At 67.2% G+C, this 17,885-nt stretch carries 16 protein-coding genes; 14 read left to right on the plus strand and 2 right to left on the minus strand.

Annotation, left to right across the window (positions count from 1 at the left end):
• The 6 genes from N415_RS18675 to N415_RS18700 form a co-directional block, all read left to right on the plus strand.
• Window positions 1-276: PE/PPE C-terminal domain-containing protein (locus N415_RS18675; RefSeq protein WP_193376479.1), on the plus strand; the 276-nt coding region annotated here is incomplete at its 5' end.
• Between the two features lie 563 nt (window positions 277-839).
• Window positions 840-2,078, plus strand: a complete 1,239-nt coding sequence (locus tag N415_RS18680; RefSeq protein WP_068185183.1) for a PPE family protein — start codon at window positions 840-842, stop codon at window positions 2,076-2,078.
• Window positions 2,079-2,135: 57 nt separating this feature from the next.
• Window positions 2,136-3,359, plus strand: a complete 1,224-nt coding sequence (locus N415_RS18685; protein ID WP_152531471.1) for a PPE family protein — start codon at window positions 2,136-2,138, stop codon at window positions 3,357-3,359.
• A gap of 355 nt (window positions 3,360-3,714) precedes the next feature.
• Window positions 3,715-4,014 carry a PE family protein gene (locus N415_RS18690; protein WP_066912455.1) on the plus strand — a complete coding sequence of 100 codons (300 nt, stop codon included), beginning with the start codon at window positions 3,715-3,717 and terminating at the stop codon, window positions 4,012-4,014.
• Between the two features lie 226 nt (window positions 4,015-4,240).
• Window positions 4,241-4,537, plus strand: coding sequence for a WXG100 family type VII secretion target (locus N415_RS18695; RefSeq protein WP_066914021.1), 297 nt, complete (start codon window positions 4,241-4,243; stop codon window positions 4,535-4,537).
• A gap of 50 nt (window positions 4,538-4,587) precedes the next feature.
• Window positions 4,588-4,872: a WXG100 family type VII secretion target gene (locus N415_RS18700; RefSeq protein WP_067004763.1), complete on the plus strand. Its 285-nt coding sequence runs from the start codon at window positions 4,588-4,590 to the stop codon at window positions 4,870-4,872.
• Between the two features lie 63 nt (window positions 4,873-4,935).
• Here the strand turns inward: N415_RS18700 and N415_RS18705 are convergent, their stop codons facing one another.
• Window positions 4,936-5,817: a PPE family protein gene (locus N415_RS18705; RefSeq protein ID WP_068185188.1), complete on the minus strand. Its 882-nt coding sequence runs from the start codon at window positions 5,815-5,817 to the stop codon at window positions 4,936-4,938.
• Window positions 5,818-6,528: 711 nt separating this feature from the next.
• Between N415_RS18705 and N415_RS18710 the strand changes: the two genes are divergently transcribed.
• From N415_RS18710 to N415_RS18750, 8 genes are all read left to right on the plus strand, one after another.
• On the plus strand, window positions 6,529-7,302 hold the full coding sequence (locus N415_RS18710; RefSeq protein WP_067158410.1) for a response regulator transcription factor: 774 nt from the start codon (window positions 6,529-6,531) through the stop codon (window positions 7,300-7,302).
• Window positions 7,299-8,837 (plus strand): HAMP domain-containing sensor histidine kinase, encoded by a 1,539-nt coding sequence (locus tag N415_RS18715; RefSeq protein ID WP_068185191.1) that lies wholly within the window; start codon window positions 7,299-7,301, stop codon window positions 8,835-8,837. The genes N415_RS18710 and N415_RS18715 overlap by 4 nt, the downstream gene beginning before the upstream one ends.
• 305 nt (window positions 8,838-9,142) lie before the next feature.
• On the plus strand, window positions 9,143-9,232 hold the full coding sequence (locus N415_RS32810; protein WP_068185193.1) for a potassium-transporting ATPase subunit F: 90 nt from the start codon (window positions 9,143-9,145) through the stop codon (window positions 9,230-9,232).
• Window positions 9,232-10,902: a potassium-transporting ATPase subunit KdpA gene (kdpA, locus tag N415_RS18730; protein ID WP_068185196.1), complete on the plus strand. Its 1,671-nt coding sequence runs from the start codon at window positions 9,232-9,234 to the stop codon at window positions 10,900-10,902. The genes N415_RS32810 and kdpA overlap by 1 nt, the downstream gene beginning before the upstream one ends.
• Window positions 10,902-13,052, plus strand: coding sequence for a potassium-transporting ATPase subunit KdpB (gene kdpB, locus N415_RS18735; RefSeq protein ID WP_068185199.1), 2,151 nt, complete (start codon window positions 10,902-10,904; stop codon window positions 13,050-13,052). The genes kdpA and kdpB overlap by 1 nt, the downstream gene beginning before the upstream one ends.
• Before the next feature lies 1 nt (window position 13,053).
• Window positions 13,054-13,977, plus strand: coding sequence for a potassium-transporting ATPase subunit C (locus N415_RS18740; RefSeq protein ID WP_068185202.1), 924 nt, complete (start codon window positions 13,054-13,056; stop codon window positions 13,975-13,977).
• Between the two features lie 11 nt (window positions 13,978-13,988).
• The gene (locus tag N415_RS18745; protein ID WP_068185205.1) at window positions 13,989-16,559 is read left to right on the plus strand and encodes a sensor histidine kinase KdpD; all 2,571 of its coding nucleotides are present in this window, start codon (window positions 13,989-13,991) and stop codon (window positions 16,557-16,559) included.
• Between the two features lie 49 nt (window positions 16,560-16,608).
• Window positions 16,609-17,289 (plus strand): response regulator, encoded by a 681-nt coding sequence (locus tag N415_RS18750; RefSeq protein WP_068185208.1) that lies wholly within the window; start codon window positions 16,609-16,611, stop codon window positions 17,287-17,289.
• Between the two features lie 115 nt (window positions 17,290-17,404).
• Here N415_RS18750 and N415_RS32815 read toward each other — a convergent pair whose 3' ends face one another.
• Entirely contained in the window at window positions 17,405-17,734 is a 330-nt protein-coding gene (locus N415_RS32815; protein WP_081665350.1) for a hypothetical protein, read from the minus strand.
• Window positions 17,735-17,885 lie beyond the last annotated feature (151 nt).

Consider the following 17,885-nt stretch of genomic DNA (forward strand, 5'->3'; position numbering starts at 1 on the left):
GGCGCCGGCGGCGCGGCGGCGCACCTCGGCAGCGCGACGTCGATCGGCAAGCTGTCGGTGCCGGTCTCGTGGACCGGGGCCACCGCCCCGACGGCGGCCGCGGCCCACGCCATTCCGGTCAGCAGCATCAGCGCTGCCCCGGAGGCGGCCGGGGGACCCGGCAACCTGCTGGGCGGCATGCCGCTGGCGGGTGTCGGCTCCGGTGCCGCCAGCGGTGCCGGTCCCCGGTACGGGTTCCGTCCCACCGTCATGGCCCGGCCGCCCCTGGGTGGCTAGCCGCCTTTCCGTCACAACTGGCGTCGTGGGCGCAGGCACATTGCCTGCGCCCACGACGGCGTTTCGGGGCCTGATCGGTCGCCGTACGAGCGCGTCCGCGGGCCGTCGCCGACCGACGACGCGTTGACTGCCGGGCCCGGAAATTGGGTGCCGATCCGGACTCCGCTAACGCGGCTCGCGGTAGCTGAGCCGCCCGTCTGGCAACCCCTTCGACGGCTTTAACTGCGGCCGGATTTTTACCCCGCCCCGTCACTGTCGGCCCGCCGACCCCTCCGAAAACGGGCCCGTTCGGGATGCGCGCTGGGCACGTCGTCGACTCATTTCCGCAGGTAGCGGCGTGTGCTTGTGGCGAGCTGCCGCTCACCGAGAGAGGCCCCCGTCGCCCTGCGGCCACCGGGCGGGCCGGCGTCGCCGCTTGGGCCGGGCAACTCGGCCGGCGCCGCGCGGGGATTACCGGCCTTAGCCTCCTCTCTAGCGAACAGCCTCCTAAACATTCCTTGCATCAGTCGTCGTTAGCCCGAACTTGCGGAGAAAACATGTCGTTCGAGTCCGGTGGTTCATAGGTGTTGGACTTCGGGGCGCTACCGCCAGAGATCAACTCGGGCCGGATCTATGCCGGCCCGGGTTCCGGCTCGATGATGGCCGCGGCTTCGGCCTGGGATGGGCTGGCCAGCGAGCTGAGTCTGGCGGCGACGGGCTACTCGTCGGTGATCACCGAGCTGACCAGCGCACCCTGGTTGGGCCCGGCATCGCGATCGATGCTGGCCGCCGCCACGCCCTATGTCTCGTGGCTCGGCGCCGCCGCGGCGCTCGCCGAGGACGCCGCGAACCAGGCCAGAGCCGCAGCCGCCGCCTTCGAAACCGCATTCACGTTGACGGTGCCGCCACCGCTGATCGCGGCGAACCGGGTTTTGTTGGCCACGCTGATTGCGACCAACTTCTTCGGACAGAACTTTCCGGCCATCGCCGCCACCGAGGCCCAGTACGCCGAGATGTGGGCCCAAGACGCCATGGCGATGTACGGGTACGCGGCTGCCTCGGCGATCGCGACACAGTTGACCCCGTTCACCGAGCCGGCGCAGGCCACCGACCAAGGCGGCCTGGCCGCCCAGGCGGTCGCGGTCGGTCAGGCCATCGCCACGCCCGCGGGCACCGGTGCGCCCCAGGTGGCCGCGGCCACCCCGGGGCTTGCGCTGACCCCCGACGCGGTTCCCATTACGTCCGTGTTCACGTCGATAAACCAAGCGCTGCAACAGCTTTCGGCGGGAGCGCTGGCTTCGCAGCTGAACCCGTACAACTGGTGGATCGTGCAGCAGTTCGTCGCCCTCAACGTGTCGAACCGAACCGCGCTGTCGCGCACCACCGTGGGTCTCGCCTATTTCTCCACCGGGCTGATGCAATTCTTCGGCTCCATCGCGCAGCAGGTCACCTTCGGCCCCGGTGGGACAACGGCCGGGGCGCAAGGCGCCTGGTACGCGACACCGCAGTTTGCCGGCCTGCATCTGGGCGCCGTCGGCAGCGGCGCCGCCGGCCATGGCGGGATCGCGGCGAATCTGTCCTCGGCCACCAAGATCGGCGGGCTGTCCGTGCCGCAGGGTTGGGCCGGCTCGCCCGGTCCGGTCGAGGAATCGGCCGCCCAGGCGGTCGCCGTCGACTACGCCACCGACCCGCAGGGTGCGGGCAACGGGCTGCTGCGCGGCATGCCGATGGGCACCGGCGGCCGACGCTCGGGCTCCGCCTTTCCGCCCCGCGAATACGGATTCAGGCGCAGCGTGCTCGCCCGCCCACCATCCGCCGGATAACCAGCTGTACGAGGCGGCCAACGTGGCCGCGACTGATGAAGGAGTCAGGACATGGCAATCGATTTCGGTGCGTTACCGCCGGAGATCAACTCGGCGCGCCTGTACACCGGTGTGGGCTCGACACCACTGGTGACCGCGGCCTCGGCCTGGAACTCCCTGGCCGCGGAGCTGAACGCGGCCGCCCTGGGCTACGAGAACGTGGTGACGCAGCTGGCCGGCGAGGAGTGGCTCGGACCGGCCTCGGGGTCCATGGCCGCCGCGGTGCAACCGTATGTGGAGTGGGTGAGTACCACCGCCGCCCAGGCCGAACAGGCCGCCGCGCAGGCCAGCGCGGCCGCGGCCGCGTATGAGGCGGCGTTCGCCGCGATCGTGCCCCCGCCGCTGATCGCGGCCAACCGCGCCGAGTTGGCCCAGGCGGTGGCGACCAATGTCATCGGCCAAAACACCGGGATCATCGCGCAGCTGGAAGCCCAGTACGCCGAATTCTGGGCTCAGGACGCCGCGACGATGTACAGCTACGCCGGCAACTCGGCGGTGGCTTCCAACGTCACGCCGTTCACCTCGGCACCGACGGTGGCCAATCCCGCCGCTTCGACGATCCAGGCGGCCGCGACCACGTCCGCCGCGACCACGTCGGTCAGCTCAATCCAGAACCAGATCAACGCCGCCATCAGCCAGATCAGCGCGCAGCTGGCGAGCCTGGCGTCGCCTTTCTATACGCCGCTCCAACAGGAATGGTGGTATCTGGCATCGGCCAACGGGCCGCTGTCCGCCGTGTGGCAGGTCCTGTTCGGGTCACCGTCGTTCCCGGGCGCCAGCCTGTCCGCCTTCATGTCGGCGTGGTCGCCCTACGCCGGCGTCCTCTACAACACCGAGGGTCTGCCATATTTCAGCATCGGCATGGCCAACTCGATGACGCAGACCGCGAAGACCGTCGGGGCGCTCGGCGGCGCGGTGCCGGCGGCCGCGGCCGCCGTCCCCAAGGGCCTGCCCGGCCTAGGCGGGCTGCTCGGCGGCGGCGCCCCGCCGGTGGCGGCGCACCTGGGCAGCGCCACCTCGATCGGCAAGCTGTCGGTGCCGGCCGCATGGTCCGGGCCGGTTTCGACGCCCAGCCACGCGACGGCCATCCCGGTGAGCAACGTCCGGGAGGCGCCCGACGCGGCGCCCGGAAACCTGCTGGGCGGCATGCCGCTGGCCGGGGCGGGCACCGGCGGATCCGGCGCGGGACCACGGTACGGATTCAAGCCGGTCGTGATGGCCCGCCCGCCGGCGGCCGGCTAGCCGGGCGGACAGGCCAATGGTGCCCAGGCGCGTCCCGGGCGGGACCTCGTCGCGGGCCCGGCAAAGGCATTTGCTCCGGCGCGATTTCACCGCATCGGTGATAGGCTCCATACGTGCTGGCCAACCGGCCTTCGACAGCAACCCGGAGGGGTTGACCTTTCAGGTTTGCTGTGACGGTCCTGTGAACGCCAGCGATAGCGCCCCGGCGCTGTTACTGTGTCGTTACTAAAAGTGAATTCGCCGTGCCATCCAGTGAACAATTGCGAACAGGTGGACTCGGAATCAGCTTGAAACGGATGCTGTCATCTACTCTCTTGCACAGAGCAGTGCGGGGGACAATCTAGGAGGGAAAAACATGTCGTTCGTGACCACACAGCCGGAGGCCCTGGCTGCGGCGGCCGGGAGCTTGCAGGGGATCGGCTCGGCGCTGAGCGCGCAGAACGCGGCCGCGGCCGCCCCGACGACCGGGGTCGTGCCCGCTGCGGCCGACGAGGTATCGGCGCTGACCGCGGCCCAGTTCGCCGCCCACGCGCAGATGTACCAGGCCGTCAGCGCCCAGGCGGCCGCGATTCACGAGCAGTTCGTGAGCACGCTGGGAATCAGCTCGGGCTCGTACGCCGCGACCGAAGCCGCCAACGCAGCGGCCGCCGGCTGATCAGGTTCACGGTTCTGGAATGTCGGGTCTGACGGCTGGGCCGGGATCCGAACTCACGTCGATTCAATCGCCGCGGTCAGCGCCTGAGGTCCACACGTCAGGCGCCGGCCGACGGTACGGGGGAAGTCTTTCTATATGTGGCTTGACGGTCCGCTAGCGCGTCACCGTTCGGCCAGCGTCACTCACAACTGAATACAAGTCACTCAGAATTAAGGAGAAAGCCAACATGGCAACACGTTTTATGACTGACCCGCATGAGATGCGGGCGATGGCGGGCCGCTTTGAGGTCCACGCGCAGACCGTTGAGGACGAGGCCCGCAAGATGTGGGCGTCGTCGATGAACATCGCCGGTGCCGGCTGGAGTGGCCAGGCCCAGGCGACCTCCTACGACACCATGGGTCAGATGAATCAGGCCTTCCGCAACATCGTGAACATGCTGCACGGTGTGCGCGACGGGCTGATCCGCGACGCGAACAACTACGAGCAGCAAGAGCAGGCCTCGCAGCAAATCCTCGGCAGCTAGCGCGAAAAGCGCAGCTTGCGTACCCTTTGAGACGTTAGGAGAACACCAACATGACAATCAATTACCAGTTTGGCGATGTGGATGCCCATGGTGCGACGATTCGCGCCCAGGCCGCGTCGTTGGAGGCCGAGCACCAGGCCATCGTTCGCGATGTGCTGGCTGCTGGTGACTTTTGGGGTGGCGCCGGTTCGGTGGCCTGCCAGGAGTTCATCACCCAGTTGGGTCGTAACTTCCAGGTGATCTACGAGCAGGCCAACGCTCACGGCCAGAAGGTGCAGACGGCGGGCAGCAACATGTCCAGCACGGACAGCGCCGTCGGGTCCAGCTGGGCCTGATTCGCCGCTTCAAAGCGGGGCCGCACACCAACCGGTGTGCGGCCCCGTTCTTTGTCCGCCGGGCTAGCCGGCGACCGGGGAACGCGGAATCGACTTGGCGCGCACGATGACTCGCCGAACCGAAGCGGCGGACCCACGCCTGACCGACGGCCCTGCACCCCAACCGCCCGGCATGACGTTGGCGTCCAGCGCCGGGGGCGCCGTGACCTCCGATACGGCGTCGGCCCAACCAGGCGGCACCGACAACGCGCCGAGCGACGCCGCCTGACCGAGGCCGGCGCCAGTGCTCGGACCCGTGGCGGCGATACCCGCCGCCACGGGTGACAATCCTGGCGTCGCAAGCATCTGCAGCGTTTTGGGCACTGACGAAATCAACTTCGCCGTCTCCGTATGGGCATGGCTTGCCGCCAGCCTGCCCGGGTGGGTCACCCGCGGCGGCGACGTGAACAACGAAAGCGCCGAAGCGGCAGCCGAATTGGCGGCGTAGTGGTACATGGCCGCCGCGTCCTTCGCCCACATCTCGCCGTACTCGGCCTCGGTGGCCATGATCGCCGGCGTGCTCTGTCCGAAGAAGTTGGTCGCGATCAAGCCGATGAGCTGTGTGCGGTTGGCCGCGATGAGCGGCGGCGGCACCGTCATCGCATGCGCCGCCTCGAAGGCGGTCGCGGCGACGGTAGCCTGCGTCGCCGCCGTCGTGCACTCCGCCGCGGTGGCGGTCATCCACGAGAGGTAGGGCGCCAGCGCGGCCGCCATCGACATCGACGTCCGCCCCAGCCACGACTCGGCGGTGAGGCCCGCGATCACCGACCGATAGCCGCCGGCGGCGTCGACCAATTCTGCGGCCAGCGACTCCCACCCCACCGACGCCGCCAACAATGTTTCGGGCCCCGGTCCCTCGTACATCCGGCCGGAATTGACCTCCGGTGGCAGCGCGCCAAAGTCCATCGCCTATGACCATCTCTCGATCGAGTTTGCTGGCCCGATTTCGCCCGTGGGGGTCGTCGCACTCGGAGCCGCGGAACCCGACCGTGGTCGCCCGCCCCGCCCTGCCGCCGGATGGACCGCGTGACGGCCGGGCGGCCGGCGTCGGCAGCCGAGGCCGGCCGCCCCGGAGGACACCCGGGGGTCCGCATCAACGACCGTGGGAAGCGGCCGTTCGGAAACAGTCGGATCGGTCGCATCCGCGTCAACCGTCGCGGGGCCCACAGAAGCGAAGCCCTGGGCATCGTCAACCGTCGGAAATGGGGCTGGCGACCGCAGGCGCGTCGACCGCGCTATGAAAAGCATTCAGCCATACCGGTATTCGTAACGTCGCGTAACTTCGCCGTAATGAGAACCGCGACATCACCCTCCCCGGCCGTCGCGTGCACGCGCAGAGTTTTGGCGTCACGCATCCGGTCACGACGTCCTGCGCTCAACGAAATCCCCACTTATGGAAATGATTTGGTGGACAATCCCGGAACGTGCTCGATCCGCGGAGATAAAGAGCCATACATACCAGTATCTTTGGGAATCGCGCACTTCTCAAGTCGGCCGGCGGAAAGCTTCTGACGCAAATCTATGCGTGCCAGCCCGGTGCGAGTCACAAAAGCCCTTTATTTGAGAGTTATATGAAGTCCGTGACAACCGCATGTGCGCTTGGGAGAATGTAGGAACATGACGGTGATGTCCGGAAACGCAAGCGGCCAACGGCCACGCCAGGCCATTCTGGGGCAGTTGCCCCGTATCTACCGTGCCGATGGTTCCCCGATCCGGGTTTTGCTGGTGGACGACGAGCCCGCGCTGACCAACTTGGTGAAGATGGCGTTGCATTACGAAGGCTGGGTCGTCGACATCGCCCACAACGGCCGGGAAGCGATCGCGAAGTTCGAGACCGTCAATCCCGACGTGCTGGTGCTGGACATCATGCTTCCGGACGTGGACGGCCTGCGGATCTTGCAGCGCATCCGCGAATCCGACGCCTACACACCCACGCTGTTCCTCACCGCGCGCGATTCGGTCATGGACCGGGTCACCGGCCTCACCGCCGGCGCCGACGACTACATGACGAAGCCGTTCAGCCTCGAGGAGCTCGTCGCGCGGCTGCGTGGGCTGTTGCGCCGCTCCACCCAGTTGACCCCGCCCGCGGCGGAAACCCTGAAAATCGGCGATTTGCACGTTGACACCGCCAGCCGGGAAGTCACCCGTGGCGGCACCCAGATATCGCTTTCGTCGACCGAGTTCGAATTGCTTCGCTTCCTCATGCGCAATCCGCGCCGCGCGCTGAGCCGCACCGAAATCCTCGACCGCGTCTGGAATTACGACTTCGCCGGCCGTACCAGCATTGTCGATCTGTACATCTCGTACCTGCGGAAGAAGATCGACTCCGGCAGGGAGCCCATGATCCACACCGTCCGCGGCGTTGGGTACATGTTGCGACCACCCGAATGACCCCCGAGCCGGAGACCGGATCCAGGGACCTGCCGCGGTGGCTGCCCCATTCGTTGCGCCGCCAGTTGCTATTGGGCGTGTTGGCCGTCGTCAGCGTGGTGCTGGTGACGGTGGGCGTGGTCTCGGTGCTGAGCCTGCGCGGCTACGTGACGGCGATGAGCGACGCCGACGTCGCCCAATCCCTTGATGCGCTGAGCAATTCGTACACCAGATACCGAAACGGCGAGCACGGTCCGACAGGCCGCGGCAACGAACCGATCGCGCAGGCGATGCTGGAGTTCACCGATCAAACGCCTGGGAACGTCATCGCCGTGCTGCACGACGGCGTGGTGATCGGCTCGGCCGTCTTTTCCGAGGCCGAGGCGCGGCCCGCGCCGGCCGACGTGGTGCACGCCATCGAGTCCCAGCCATGGCCCGACGACGCCCCGCCGCGCACCGAGAAGCTGGGCAGCCTGGGGTCTTACCGGGTCGACAGCCGGGCCTATGGATCCGACCTGTTGGTCGTCGGGGTGTCGCAGGCGCGGGCCAACCAGATCATCGCCCGCAAGAACATCACCACCTCGGCGCTTGTCGCGGCCGCCCTCGCGATTACCGCGGCGCTGACCATCTGGGTGGTCGGGATCACCCTTCGCCCGCTGCGCCGGCTCGCCGCCACCGCCGCCGAGGTCGCCGCCATGCCGCTGACCGACGACCACCGAATCAGCGTTCGGGTGCAGCCAAACGACACGGACCCTGACAACGAGGTCGGAATCGTCGGGCACACGCTGAATCGGTTGCTCGACAACGTCGACAGCGCGTTGGCGCATCGGGCCGACTCCGACTTGCGGATGCGGCAATTCATCACCGACGCCAGCCACGAGTTGCGCACCCCGCTGGCGGCGATTCAGGGATATGCGGAGCTGACCCGCCAGGACAGCTCGGCGCTGCCGCCGACCACCGAGTACGCGCTGGCCCGCATCGAGGCGGAAGCGCGGCGCATGGCGGTGCTCGTCGACGAGCTGCTGTTGCTCTCGCGCCTGGGCGAGGGCCAAGACCTGCAGACCCAGGACGTCGACCTGGCGGACCTCGTCGTCAACGCCGTGAACGACGCGGCGGTCGCGGCGCCGACACACTATTGGGTCAAAGACCTTCCCGACGAGCCGGTTTGGGTGCGCGGCGATCACGCCCGGCTCCACCAACTCGTCAGCAACCTGCTCAGCAATGCCCGGGTGCACACCCCGCCGGGCGTCACCGTGACGACCGGAATCACCTGCCGGCGCCACGGCACGGAGTCGCCCTATGTCGAGTTGACCGTCGCCGACGATGGGCCCGGCATCGACGCGGACCTCCTGCCGCGGTTGTTCGAGCGGTTCGCGCGCGCCGACACGGCCCGGTCCAACGGGTCGGGCATCGGACTGGGCCTGGCCATCGTGAGTTCGATCGTCAAGGCCCACCACGGGTCGGTTACCGCCGAATCCGCCAATGGCCGAACGGTTTTCCGAGTGCGACTGCCGATAATCGATGATCCGGCGACGGACGGCACATCGAGCCTGTAATCCTGCAGGCCATTACTCGCACTTTGTCTGCGGATTTACCGGCTCGGCGAAATGCGCCGGATTGATGGGCGTAAAGAAACCGTAAAGGTGCACTACGGCGCCGTTAGGAAAGCGTCAACCAACGGCCCTACCACTCAGGGTCCATTTAGGTTCAAACTGACCTTGCCTCCGAGGCCGGCGCTGTGGCTGCCTCGATGAGGTTTTCAAGCGCGGAACGGAGACAAGATGGGCGTGTTGGTCTACGTCTTAGTGACGATTGCGGTATTTGCCCTCCTCGGCCTGACGCAGAAGCTGGTCGAGCGGCTGTGAACTACGAAAACGTCGTCGGCTTGGCGCTTTCCATCGTCCTTGCGCTGTACCTGGCGGGCGCCCTGCTGTTCCCGGAGAGGTTCTAGTGAGCGCAACAACCGCGGGATTGATCTTCCTCGCCTTCCTCGTCGTGGCACTCGTGGTGGTGCACGTGCCATTCGGGGACTACATGTATCGCGTCTACACGTCGGACAAGGACTCTTACGCCGAGCGTGTGGTCTACCGGCTGATCGGTGTCGACGCGCGCTCGGAGCAGACGTGGGGCGCCTACGCCCGAAGCGTCCTGGCCTTCAGCTCGATCAGCATCCTGTTCCTGTTCGCGTTCCAGCTCCTGCAGGACAAGCTGCCCTTGCACCTGCACGATCCGGCCACCAAGATGACACCCGCGCTGGCGTGGAACACCGCGGTCAGCTTCGTCACCAACACCAACTGGCAGGCGTATTCCGGCGAGTCGACGCAGGGCCACCTGGTGCAGATGGCCGGGCTGGCGGTGCAGAACTTCGTCTCGGCCGCCGTCGGCATGGCAGTGGCGATCGCGCTGGTGCGCGGCTTTGCCCGCAAGCGCACTGGCGAGCTGGGCAACTTCTGGGTCGACCTGGTGCGCACGGTGCTTCGCATCCTGTTGCCCATTTCGATCGTCGGCGCGATCCTGTTGATCGCGGGTGGCGCCATCCAGAACTTCCACCTGCACGACCAAGTCGCGACCACCCTCGGCGGCGCCCAGCAGACGATCACCGGCGGCCCGGTGGCCAGCCAGGAGGCGATCAAGGAGCTCGGCACCAACGGCGGTGGGTTCTACAACGCGAACTCCGCGCACCCGTTCGAGAACCCGACGGCGTGGAGCAACTGGCTGGAGATCTTCCTGCTGCTGGTCATCAGTTTCTCGTTGCCGCGCACCTTCGGCCGCATGGTGGACAGCACCAAGCAGGGTTACGCGATCGCGTCGGTGATGGCGTCCCTGTACGCGTTCAGCGTGGCGTGCATGCTGTGGTTCCAGCTGCAGCACCACGGCACCGTGCCGACGGCGGTCGGCGCGGCGATGGAGGGAGTCGAACAGCGGTTCGGCGTCGCCAACTCGGCGGTATTCGCCGACTCGACGACGCTCACCTCCACCGGCGCAGTCGACTCGTTCCACGACTCCTACACCAGCCTCGGCGGCATGATCACCATATTCAACATGCAGCTCGGCGAGGTCGCGCCCGGCGGCACCGGCTCGGGGCTGTACGGCATGTTGATCCTGGCGGTGATCACCGTGTTCGTCGCGGGGCTGATGGTCGGCCGCACGCCCGAATACCTCGGCAAGAAGATCAACCCCCGCGAAATCAAGCTGGCCGCAAGCTATTTCCTGGTCACGCCGTTGATCGTGCTGACCGGCACGGCGCTGGCGATGGCGTTGCCGGGTGAGCGCGCCGGAATGCTGAACACCGGCCCGCACGGGCTGTCGGAGGTGTTGTACGCGTTCACCTCCGCGGCCAACAACAACGGGTCGGCTTTCGCCGGGATCAGCGTCAACACCGACTGGTACAACACCGCGCTGGGGCTGGCGATGGTCTTCGGCAGGTTCTTGCCCATCGTGCTGGTGCTGGCGTTGGCCGGCTCGCTCGCCAGGCAGGGCATGACCCCGGAATCGGTGGGCACGCTGCCCACCCACCGGCCGCAGTTCGTCGGCATGGTCGCCGGCGTGACGGTGATCCTCGTTGCCCTCACTTTCCTGCCCATGCTCGCGCTCGGGCCTCTCGCTGAAGGAATCCACTGATGACCGCGACGACCATCGATCCGGCTGAGCAAGAGCAGCCCGGCGCTCCCGTGAGCACGAAACGGGTGCAGGGCGGGTTGCTCGATCCGAAGATGCTGTGGCGCTCGACGCCGGATGCACTGCGCAAACTCGACCCCCGCACCCTGTGGCGCAACCCGGTGATGTTCATCGTCGAGATCGGCGCCGCCTGGAGCACCTGGCTCGCGATCGCCAACGGAACCTGGTTCGGGTGGTTGATCGTGGTATGGCTATGGCTGACGGTGCTTTTCGCAAACCTTGCGGAGGCGGTGGCCGAGGGCCGCGGCAAAGCCCAGGCGGAGACGCTGCGGCGCGCCAAAACCCAGACCCTGGCGCGCCGACTGAAGAACTGGCAACCCGGCGGCTCCGCCGTGGAGGAAGAGGTGGCAGCGCCGCTGCTGCAGCAGGGCGACATCGTCGTGGTCGAGGCCGGGCAGGTGATACCAGGCGACGGCGACGTGGTGGAAGGCATTGCCTCGGTTGACGAATCGGCGATCACCGGCGAGTCGGCCCCGGTGATCCGCGAGTCCGGCGGTGACCGCTCGGCGGTCACCGGGGGGACCACGGTGCTCAGTGACCGCATCGTCGTGAAGATCACTCAGAAGCCGGGCGAAAGCTTCATCGACCGGATGATCGCGCTCGTCGAGGGCGCCAACCGGCAGAAGACTCCTAACGAGATCGCGTTGAACATCCTGCTCGCCGCGTTGACGATCATCTTCGTCTTCGCGGTCGCGACACTGCAGCCGCTCGCGATCTACTCCAAGGCGAACAACCCGGGCGTCCCGGACAGCCAGGCGCTCAACGCAAGTGGCGTCACCGGCATCGTCATGGTCTCGCTGCTGGTGTGCCTGATTCCCACCACGATCGGCGCGCTGTTGTCGGCAATCGGCATCGCCGGCATGGACCGGCTGGTCCAGCGCAACGTGCTCGCCATGTCCGGGCGAGCGGTGGAAGCCGCCGGTGACGTCAACACGCTGCTCCTCGACAAGACGGGCACCATCACGCTGGGCAACCGGCAGGCCGGCGCCTTCATCCCGCTCGACGGCGTCACCCACGAGCAGCTCGCCGACGCCGCGCAATTGTCCAGCCTCGCCGACGAAACGCCCGAGGGGCGCTCGATCGTCGTGTTCGCCAAGCAACACTTCGGGCTGCGCGCGCGCACGCCGGGCGAACTGACGCACGCCCACTGGGTGGAGTTTTCCGCCGCCACCCGGATGTCGGGTGTCGACCTGGACGGGCACCAACTGCGCAAGGGCGCGGCCAGCTCGGTCGCGGAATGGGTACGCGCGCAAGGCGGTAAGGTGCCCACGCAACTCGGCGAGATCGTCGACGGCATCTCCGCGGGTGGCGGCACCCCCCTGGTCGTCGGGGAGTGCCTGGATGGCGAGTCTTCGGTGCTGGGCGTCATTCACCTCAAGGACGTCGTCAAGCAGGGCATGCGCGAGCGCTTCGACGAGATGCGCAAGATGGGCATCCGCACGGTGATGATCACCGGCGATAACCCGTTGACCGCCAAGGCGATTGCGGACGAGGCCGGGGTCGACGACTTCCTCGCGGAGGCCACGCCCGAGGACAAGCTGGCGCTGATCAAGCGCGAGCAGGAGGGCGGCAAGCTGGTCGCGATGACCGGTGACGGCACCAACGACGCGCCAGCGCTGGCGCAGGCCGACGTGGGCGTGGCGATGAACACCGGCACGTCGGCGGCCAAAGAGGCCGGCAACATGGTCGATCTCGACTCCGATCCCACCAAGCTCATCGAAATCGTCGAGATCGGCAAGCAGCTGCTGATCACCCGCGGGGCGCTGACGACCTTCTCGATCGCCAACGACATCGCGAAGTACTTCGCGATCATTCCCGCCATGTTCGTGGCTCTGTTCCCCGGGCTGGACATGATCAACATCATGCGGCTGCACAGTCCGCAGTCGGCGATCCTGTCGGCGGTGATCTTCAACGCGATCATCATCGTGGCGTTGATCCCGTTGTCGCTGCGCGGCGTGCGCTACACGCCGAGCAGCGCGTCAAAGCTGTTGAGCCGCAACCTTTACATCTACGGCCTCGGCGGCATCGTCGCCCCGTTCATCGGCATCAAACTCATCGACCTAATCGTCCAATTCGTCCCCGGGATGTCCTGACATGAAGTTTTCGAATTTCGTCCGCATGCACTGGGCGGCCTTCCGTGCGCTGCTGGTGATGACCGTGATCACCGGCCTCGCCTACCCGGTGCTCGTCTGGTTAGTTGGGCAGCTACCGGGACTGCACGACAAGGCCGAAGGCTCCATCCTCACCGCCCACGGCAAGACGGTCGGCAGCCGGCTGATCGGTCAGCTGTTCACCGACAAGGACGGCAACCCGCTGCCGCAGTACTTCCAGAGCCGCCCCTCGGCGGCCGGAAACGGCTACGACCCGCTGTCGACGAGCGCGAGCAACCTGGGTCCGGAGAGCATCGTCGACACGCCCGCGGATCCGGCGCAAGTGGCGGCCGGCAAGTCCGCGTCGGATGCGGGCTTCAAGCCGAGCCTGCTGACCCAGGTGTGCACCCGCAGCGCCGCGGTGGGACAACTCGAGGGCGTGGATGGGTCACGCCCGTTCTGCACCGGCGGCGGTGTGGGAGCGGTGCTGTCGGTGATCGGCCCCCGCGACTCCCGCGGGAACGTTGTTCATCCCACCCGGGTGGTGAGCGTCAACGAGCCGTGCCAGTCGACGCAGGCGCCGTTCCTGGCCATGTACGACGGCGTGCGGGTCGAGTGCGCCAAGTACGGCGAGGACTACACGATCGGCCAAATCGTGCCGGTCCGCGGCGCCGCCGCTGCGAACCCGGCCGTGCCCGCCGACGCGGTCACCGCCAGCGGCAGCGGGCTCGACCCGAACATCTCCCCGGCCTACGCCGAGATCCAGGTCGCCCGGGTAGCCAAGGCCAGGCACGTCAGCGCCGATCAGATCCGTGCGGTCGTGGCGCAGTACCTCAGCGGCCGCACGCTTGGCTTTCTCGGTGAGCCGACGGTGAACGTGCTGCAACTCAACTTGCAACTGGATCACCAGTATCCGGCCTCGAGCTAGCGCAAGGGGGGATGATGGTTGATGTGGGTGTTGCGGATCACCATCCCCCCAAGCGCGGGGAGCTACGCATCTACCTCGGTGCCGCACCGGGTGTCGGAAAGACCTACGCGATGCTCGGCGAGGCGCACCGGCGCCTGGAACGCGGCACCGACCTGGTGGCGGCGGTGGTCGAGACCCATGGGCGTGCGAAAACCGCCGAGCTGCTTGACGGTATCGAAATCATCCCGCCGCACTATGTCGACTATCGCGGCGGTAGGTTCCCTGAGCTCGACGTGCCGGCCGTGCTCGCGCGCCACCCTCAGGTGGTCCTCGTCGACGAACTCGCCCACACCAACACACCCGGCAGCAAGAACGAAAAGCGTTGGCAGGACGTCGAAGAACTGCTGGACGCCGGGATCACGGTGATCTCCACAGTCAACATCCAGCACCTGGAGAGCCTCAACGACGTCGTCGCCCAGATCACCGGCATCGAGCAGCAGGAAACCATCCCGGATTCGATCGTGCGCCAAGCGTCGCAGGTCGAACTCATCGACATCACCCCGGAGGCGTTGCGCCGCAGGCTATCCCATGGCAATGTCTACGCGCCGGCGCGGATCGACGCGGCACTGTCGAATTACTTCCGCGCCGGCAATCTCACCGCACTGCGGGAATTGGCCCTCCTGTGGCTGGCCGACCAGGTCGACACCGCGCTGGCCAAGTACCGGGCGGAAAACAAAATCACCGACCTGTGGGAGGCGCGCGAGCGGGTCGTGGTGGCCGTCACCGGCGGCCCGGAATCGGAGACGTTGGTGCGGCGCGCGTCGCGGATCGCGTCGAAGTCCAGCGCCGAGCTGATGGTGGTGCACGTCATCCGCGGTGACGGGCTGGCCGGCGTGTCGGAGCGCAGGATGGGCAAGATCCGCGAGCTGGCGAACAGCCTGGACGCGTCGCTACACACCGTGGTCGGCGACGACGTGCCCACGGCACTACTCGATTTCGCGCGCGAGAACAATGCCACCCAACTGGTCATCGGCACGTCGCGGCGGCCCCGGTGGGCGCGCATCTTCGAAGAGGGCATCGGCCCGACGATCGTGGAGCGGTCCGGCAAGATCGACGTGCACATGGTCACGCATGAGGAATCCACGCGCGGCCTCCACTTCGGGTCGCTCGTGCCCCGCGAGCGACGCGTCGCATCGTGGCTGGCAGCCGTTATCGTGCCGTCGGCCGTCTGTGCGGTCTCGGTGACGCTGCTCGACCCGTACCTGAACAACGCCGGCGAGAGTGCACTGTTCTTCGTCGGGGTGCTGCTGGTGGGGCTGTTGGGAGGCGTTGCCCCGGCGGCGCTCTCGGCCGTGCTGTCCGGGCTGTTGCTGAACTACTACCTGATCCCACCACGGCACAGCTTCACCATCGCCGAACCCAACAGCGCCATCACGGAATTGGTGCTGTTGCTGATCGCGGTCGCCGTCGCCGTTCTCGTCGACGGCGCCACCAAACGCACCCGCGAGGCCCGGCGCGCGTCCCAAGAGGCCGAGCTGCTGACCTTGTTCGCCGGATCGGTGCTGCGCGGCGCCGACCTCGAGACGCTGCTCGAGCGCGTGCGGGAGACCTATTCACAGCAGGCCGTCAGCATGCTCCGCGAACCCAGCGAGGAAGAGCGCGCCGCCGGAAAGAAGAGCTACATCGTGGCCTGCGTGGGCAAAGATCCTTGTGTGAGCGTCGATTCCGCCGACACCGCGATCGAGGTCGGCGACGACGAGTTCTGGATGCTGATGGCCGGCAAGAAGCTGTCCACCCGCGACCGCCGGGTGCTCAGTGCCGTGGCCAAGCAGGCCGCCGGTTTAATCAAGCAACGCGAGCTGGCGGAGGAAGCCAGCCGGACCGAGGCGATCGTGCGGGCCGACGAGTTGCGGCGCTCGCTGCTGTCGGCGGTAAGCCACGACCTTCGCACGCCGCTCGCGGCGGCCAAGGTCGCCGTGTCCAGCCTGCGCGCCGAGGACGTCGCCTTCTCCCCCGAAGACACCGCGGAATTGCTGGCCACCATCGAGGAGTCCATCGACCAGCTGACCGCGTTGGTGGGCAACCTGCTCGATTCCTCGCGTCTGGCCGCCGGGGTGATCCGCCCGGACCTGCGCCGGGTGTATCTGGAGGAGACGGTGCAACGCGCGCTGGTCAGTATCGGCAAGGGCGCCACCGGGTTTTACCGATCGGCGATCGATCGCGTCAAGGTCGACGTGGGCGATGCCGTGGTGATGGCCGACCCCGGGCTGCTGGAACGAGTGCTCGCGAACCTTATCGACAACGCGCTGCGTTACGCGCCCAACTGCGTGGTTCGGGTCAACGCCGGCCGTGTCGGCGATCGCGTCCTGATCAACGTCATCGACGAAGGCCCCGGAATCCCGAAAGGCACCGAGGACCAAATCTTCGAGGCCTTCCAGCGGCTGGGCGATCACGACAACACCACCGGCGTCGGGCTGGGAATGTCGGTGGCCCGCGGCTTCGTGGAGGCGATGGGCGGCACGATCTCGGCCGGCGATACCCCGGGCGGGGGGCTCACCGTCGTGGTGGATCTGGCTGCGCCGCAGGAGTTCGGTGCGCTATGACCCGCGCCAGCGACGATGCAGAGCGAACCGATGAGGAGGAGCGGCGCCGATGACCCGGGTGTTGGTGATCGACGACGAGCCGCAGATCCTGCGCGCGCTGCGCATCAACCTGTCCGTGCGGGGTTACGAGGTGATCACCGCGTCGACCGGCGCGGGGGCGCTGCGCGCGGCCGCGGAGCACAAGCCCGACGTGGTGATCCTGGACCTCGGCCTGCCGGACATATCCGGCATCGAGGTGCTGGGGGGCCTGCGGGGATGGCTCTCGGCGCCGGTGATCGTGTTGTCGGCGCGCACCGATTCGTCGGACAAGGTCGAGGCCCTCGACGCCGGCGCCGACGACTACGTGACGAAACCCTTTGGGATGGACGAGTTCCTGGCGCGGTTGCGCGCCGCGGTCCGTCGCAACGCGGCGGCGTCGGAGACCGACGAGCCCGTCGTCGAAACCGACGCGTTCACGGTCGATCTGGCCGCCAAGAAGGTCACCAAGGACGGCGCCGAGGTGCACCTCACGCCGACCGAATGGGGCATGCTCGAGGTGCTGGTGCGCAATCGCGGAAAGCTGGTGGGCCGCGAGGAGTTGCTGAAGGAGGTATGGGGCCCGGCCTATGCCACTGAGACCCATTACCTGCGTGTGTATCTGGCACAGCTGAGGCGCAAACTCGAGGACGACCCGTCGCATCCCAAGCACCTGCTGACGGAGTCTGGGATGGGCTACCGCTTCGAGGCGTGAGTGTGCGTTGACGGCGTCGTGTGTGTATCGGTGGCGGAAATTATCACGATTTCGCCGCCCTGGGCGCACTACGAAAGCCCCCAAGTCACAACGATTCCCGGCTAAGTCACATGCGCTACACTGGCATCTGGCCGGAGGCGGCACCCTTTGTGCCCGCCTCAGAGCGACACTTGGCCGCCGCACGCAACGCGAGCACCCGTTGATGTATTCGGTGTTCGGTGGAGCGCGGGATATAGCCCGGCCCGTACAGCCCGCGCCGAAGCCGGCGCACCCTGTCCCGCCCCGTCTCCCAACGCAGAGCATCCGAAATGACTTTCGATGCCCTCCCGGGGACGCAAAAGCCTTGCGCTTCAAGCGCATGGAGCATTTCGGCGACGGTTGCCCGCCCATTATGAGCGAGATGCATCGCGAGCACATAGCGCAGTTCGATTCCTCGAAGGTTCATTGCCGCAGGGTCGCATACCGGTACGACAACGGCTCAAGTTGTCGCTATGAGGCGGGCCACAAAGGGTGCCGCCTCCCCGCGGGTACTAATGGGGCGGATGTGACTCAGCCGGCCATCGACCGCGACGGCGGGATCTGTCGCTGTGAGGCGG

The organism is Mycobacterium sp. UM_CSW (genome assembly GCF_000455205.1).
Lineage (GTDB): Bacteria > Actinomycetota > Actinomycetes > Mycobacteriales > Mycobacteriaceae > Mycobacterium.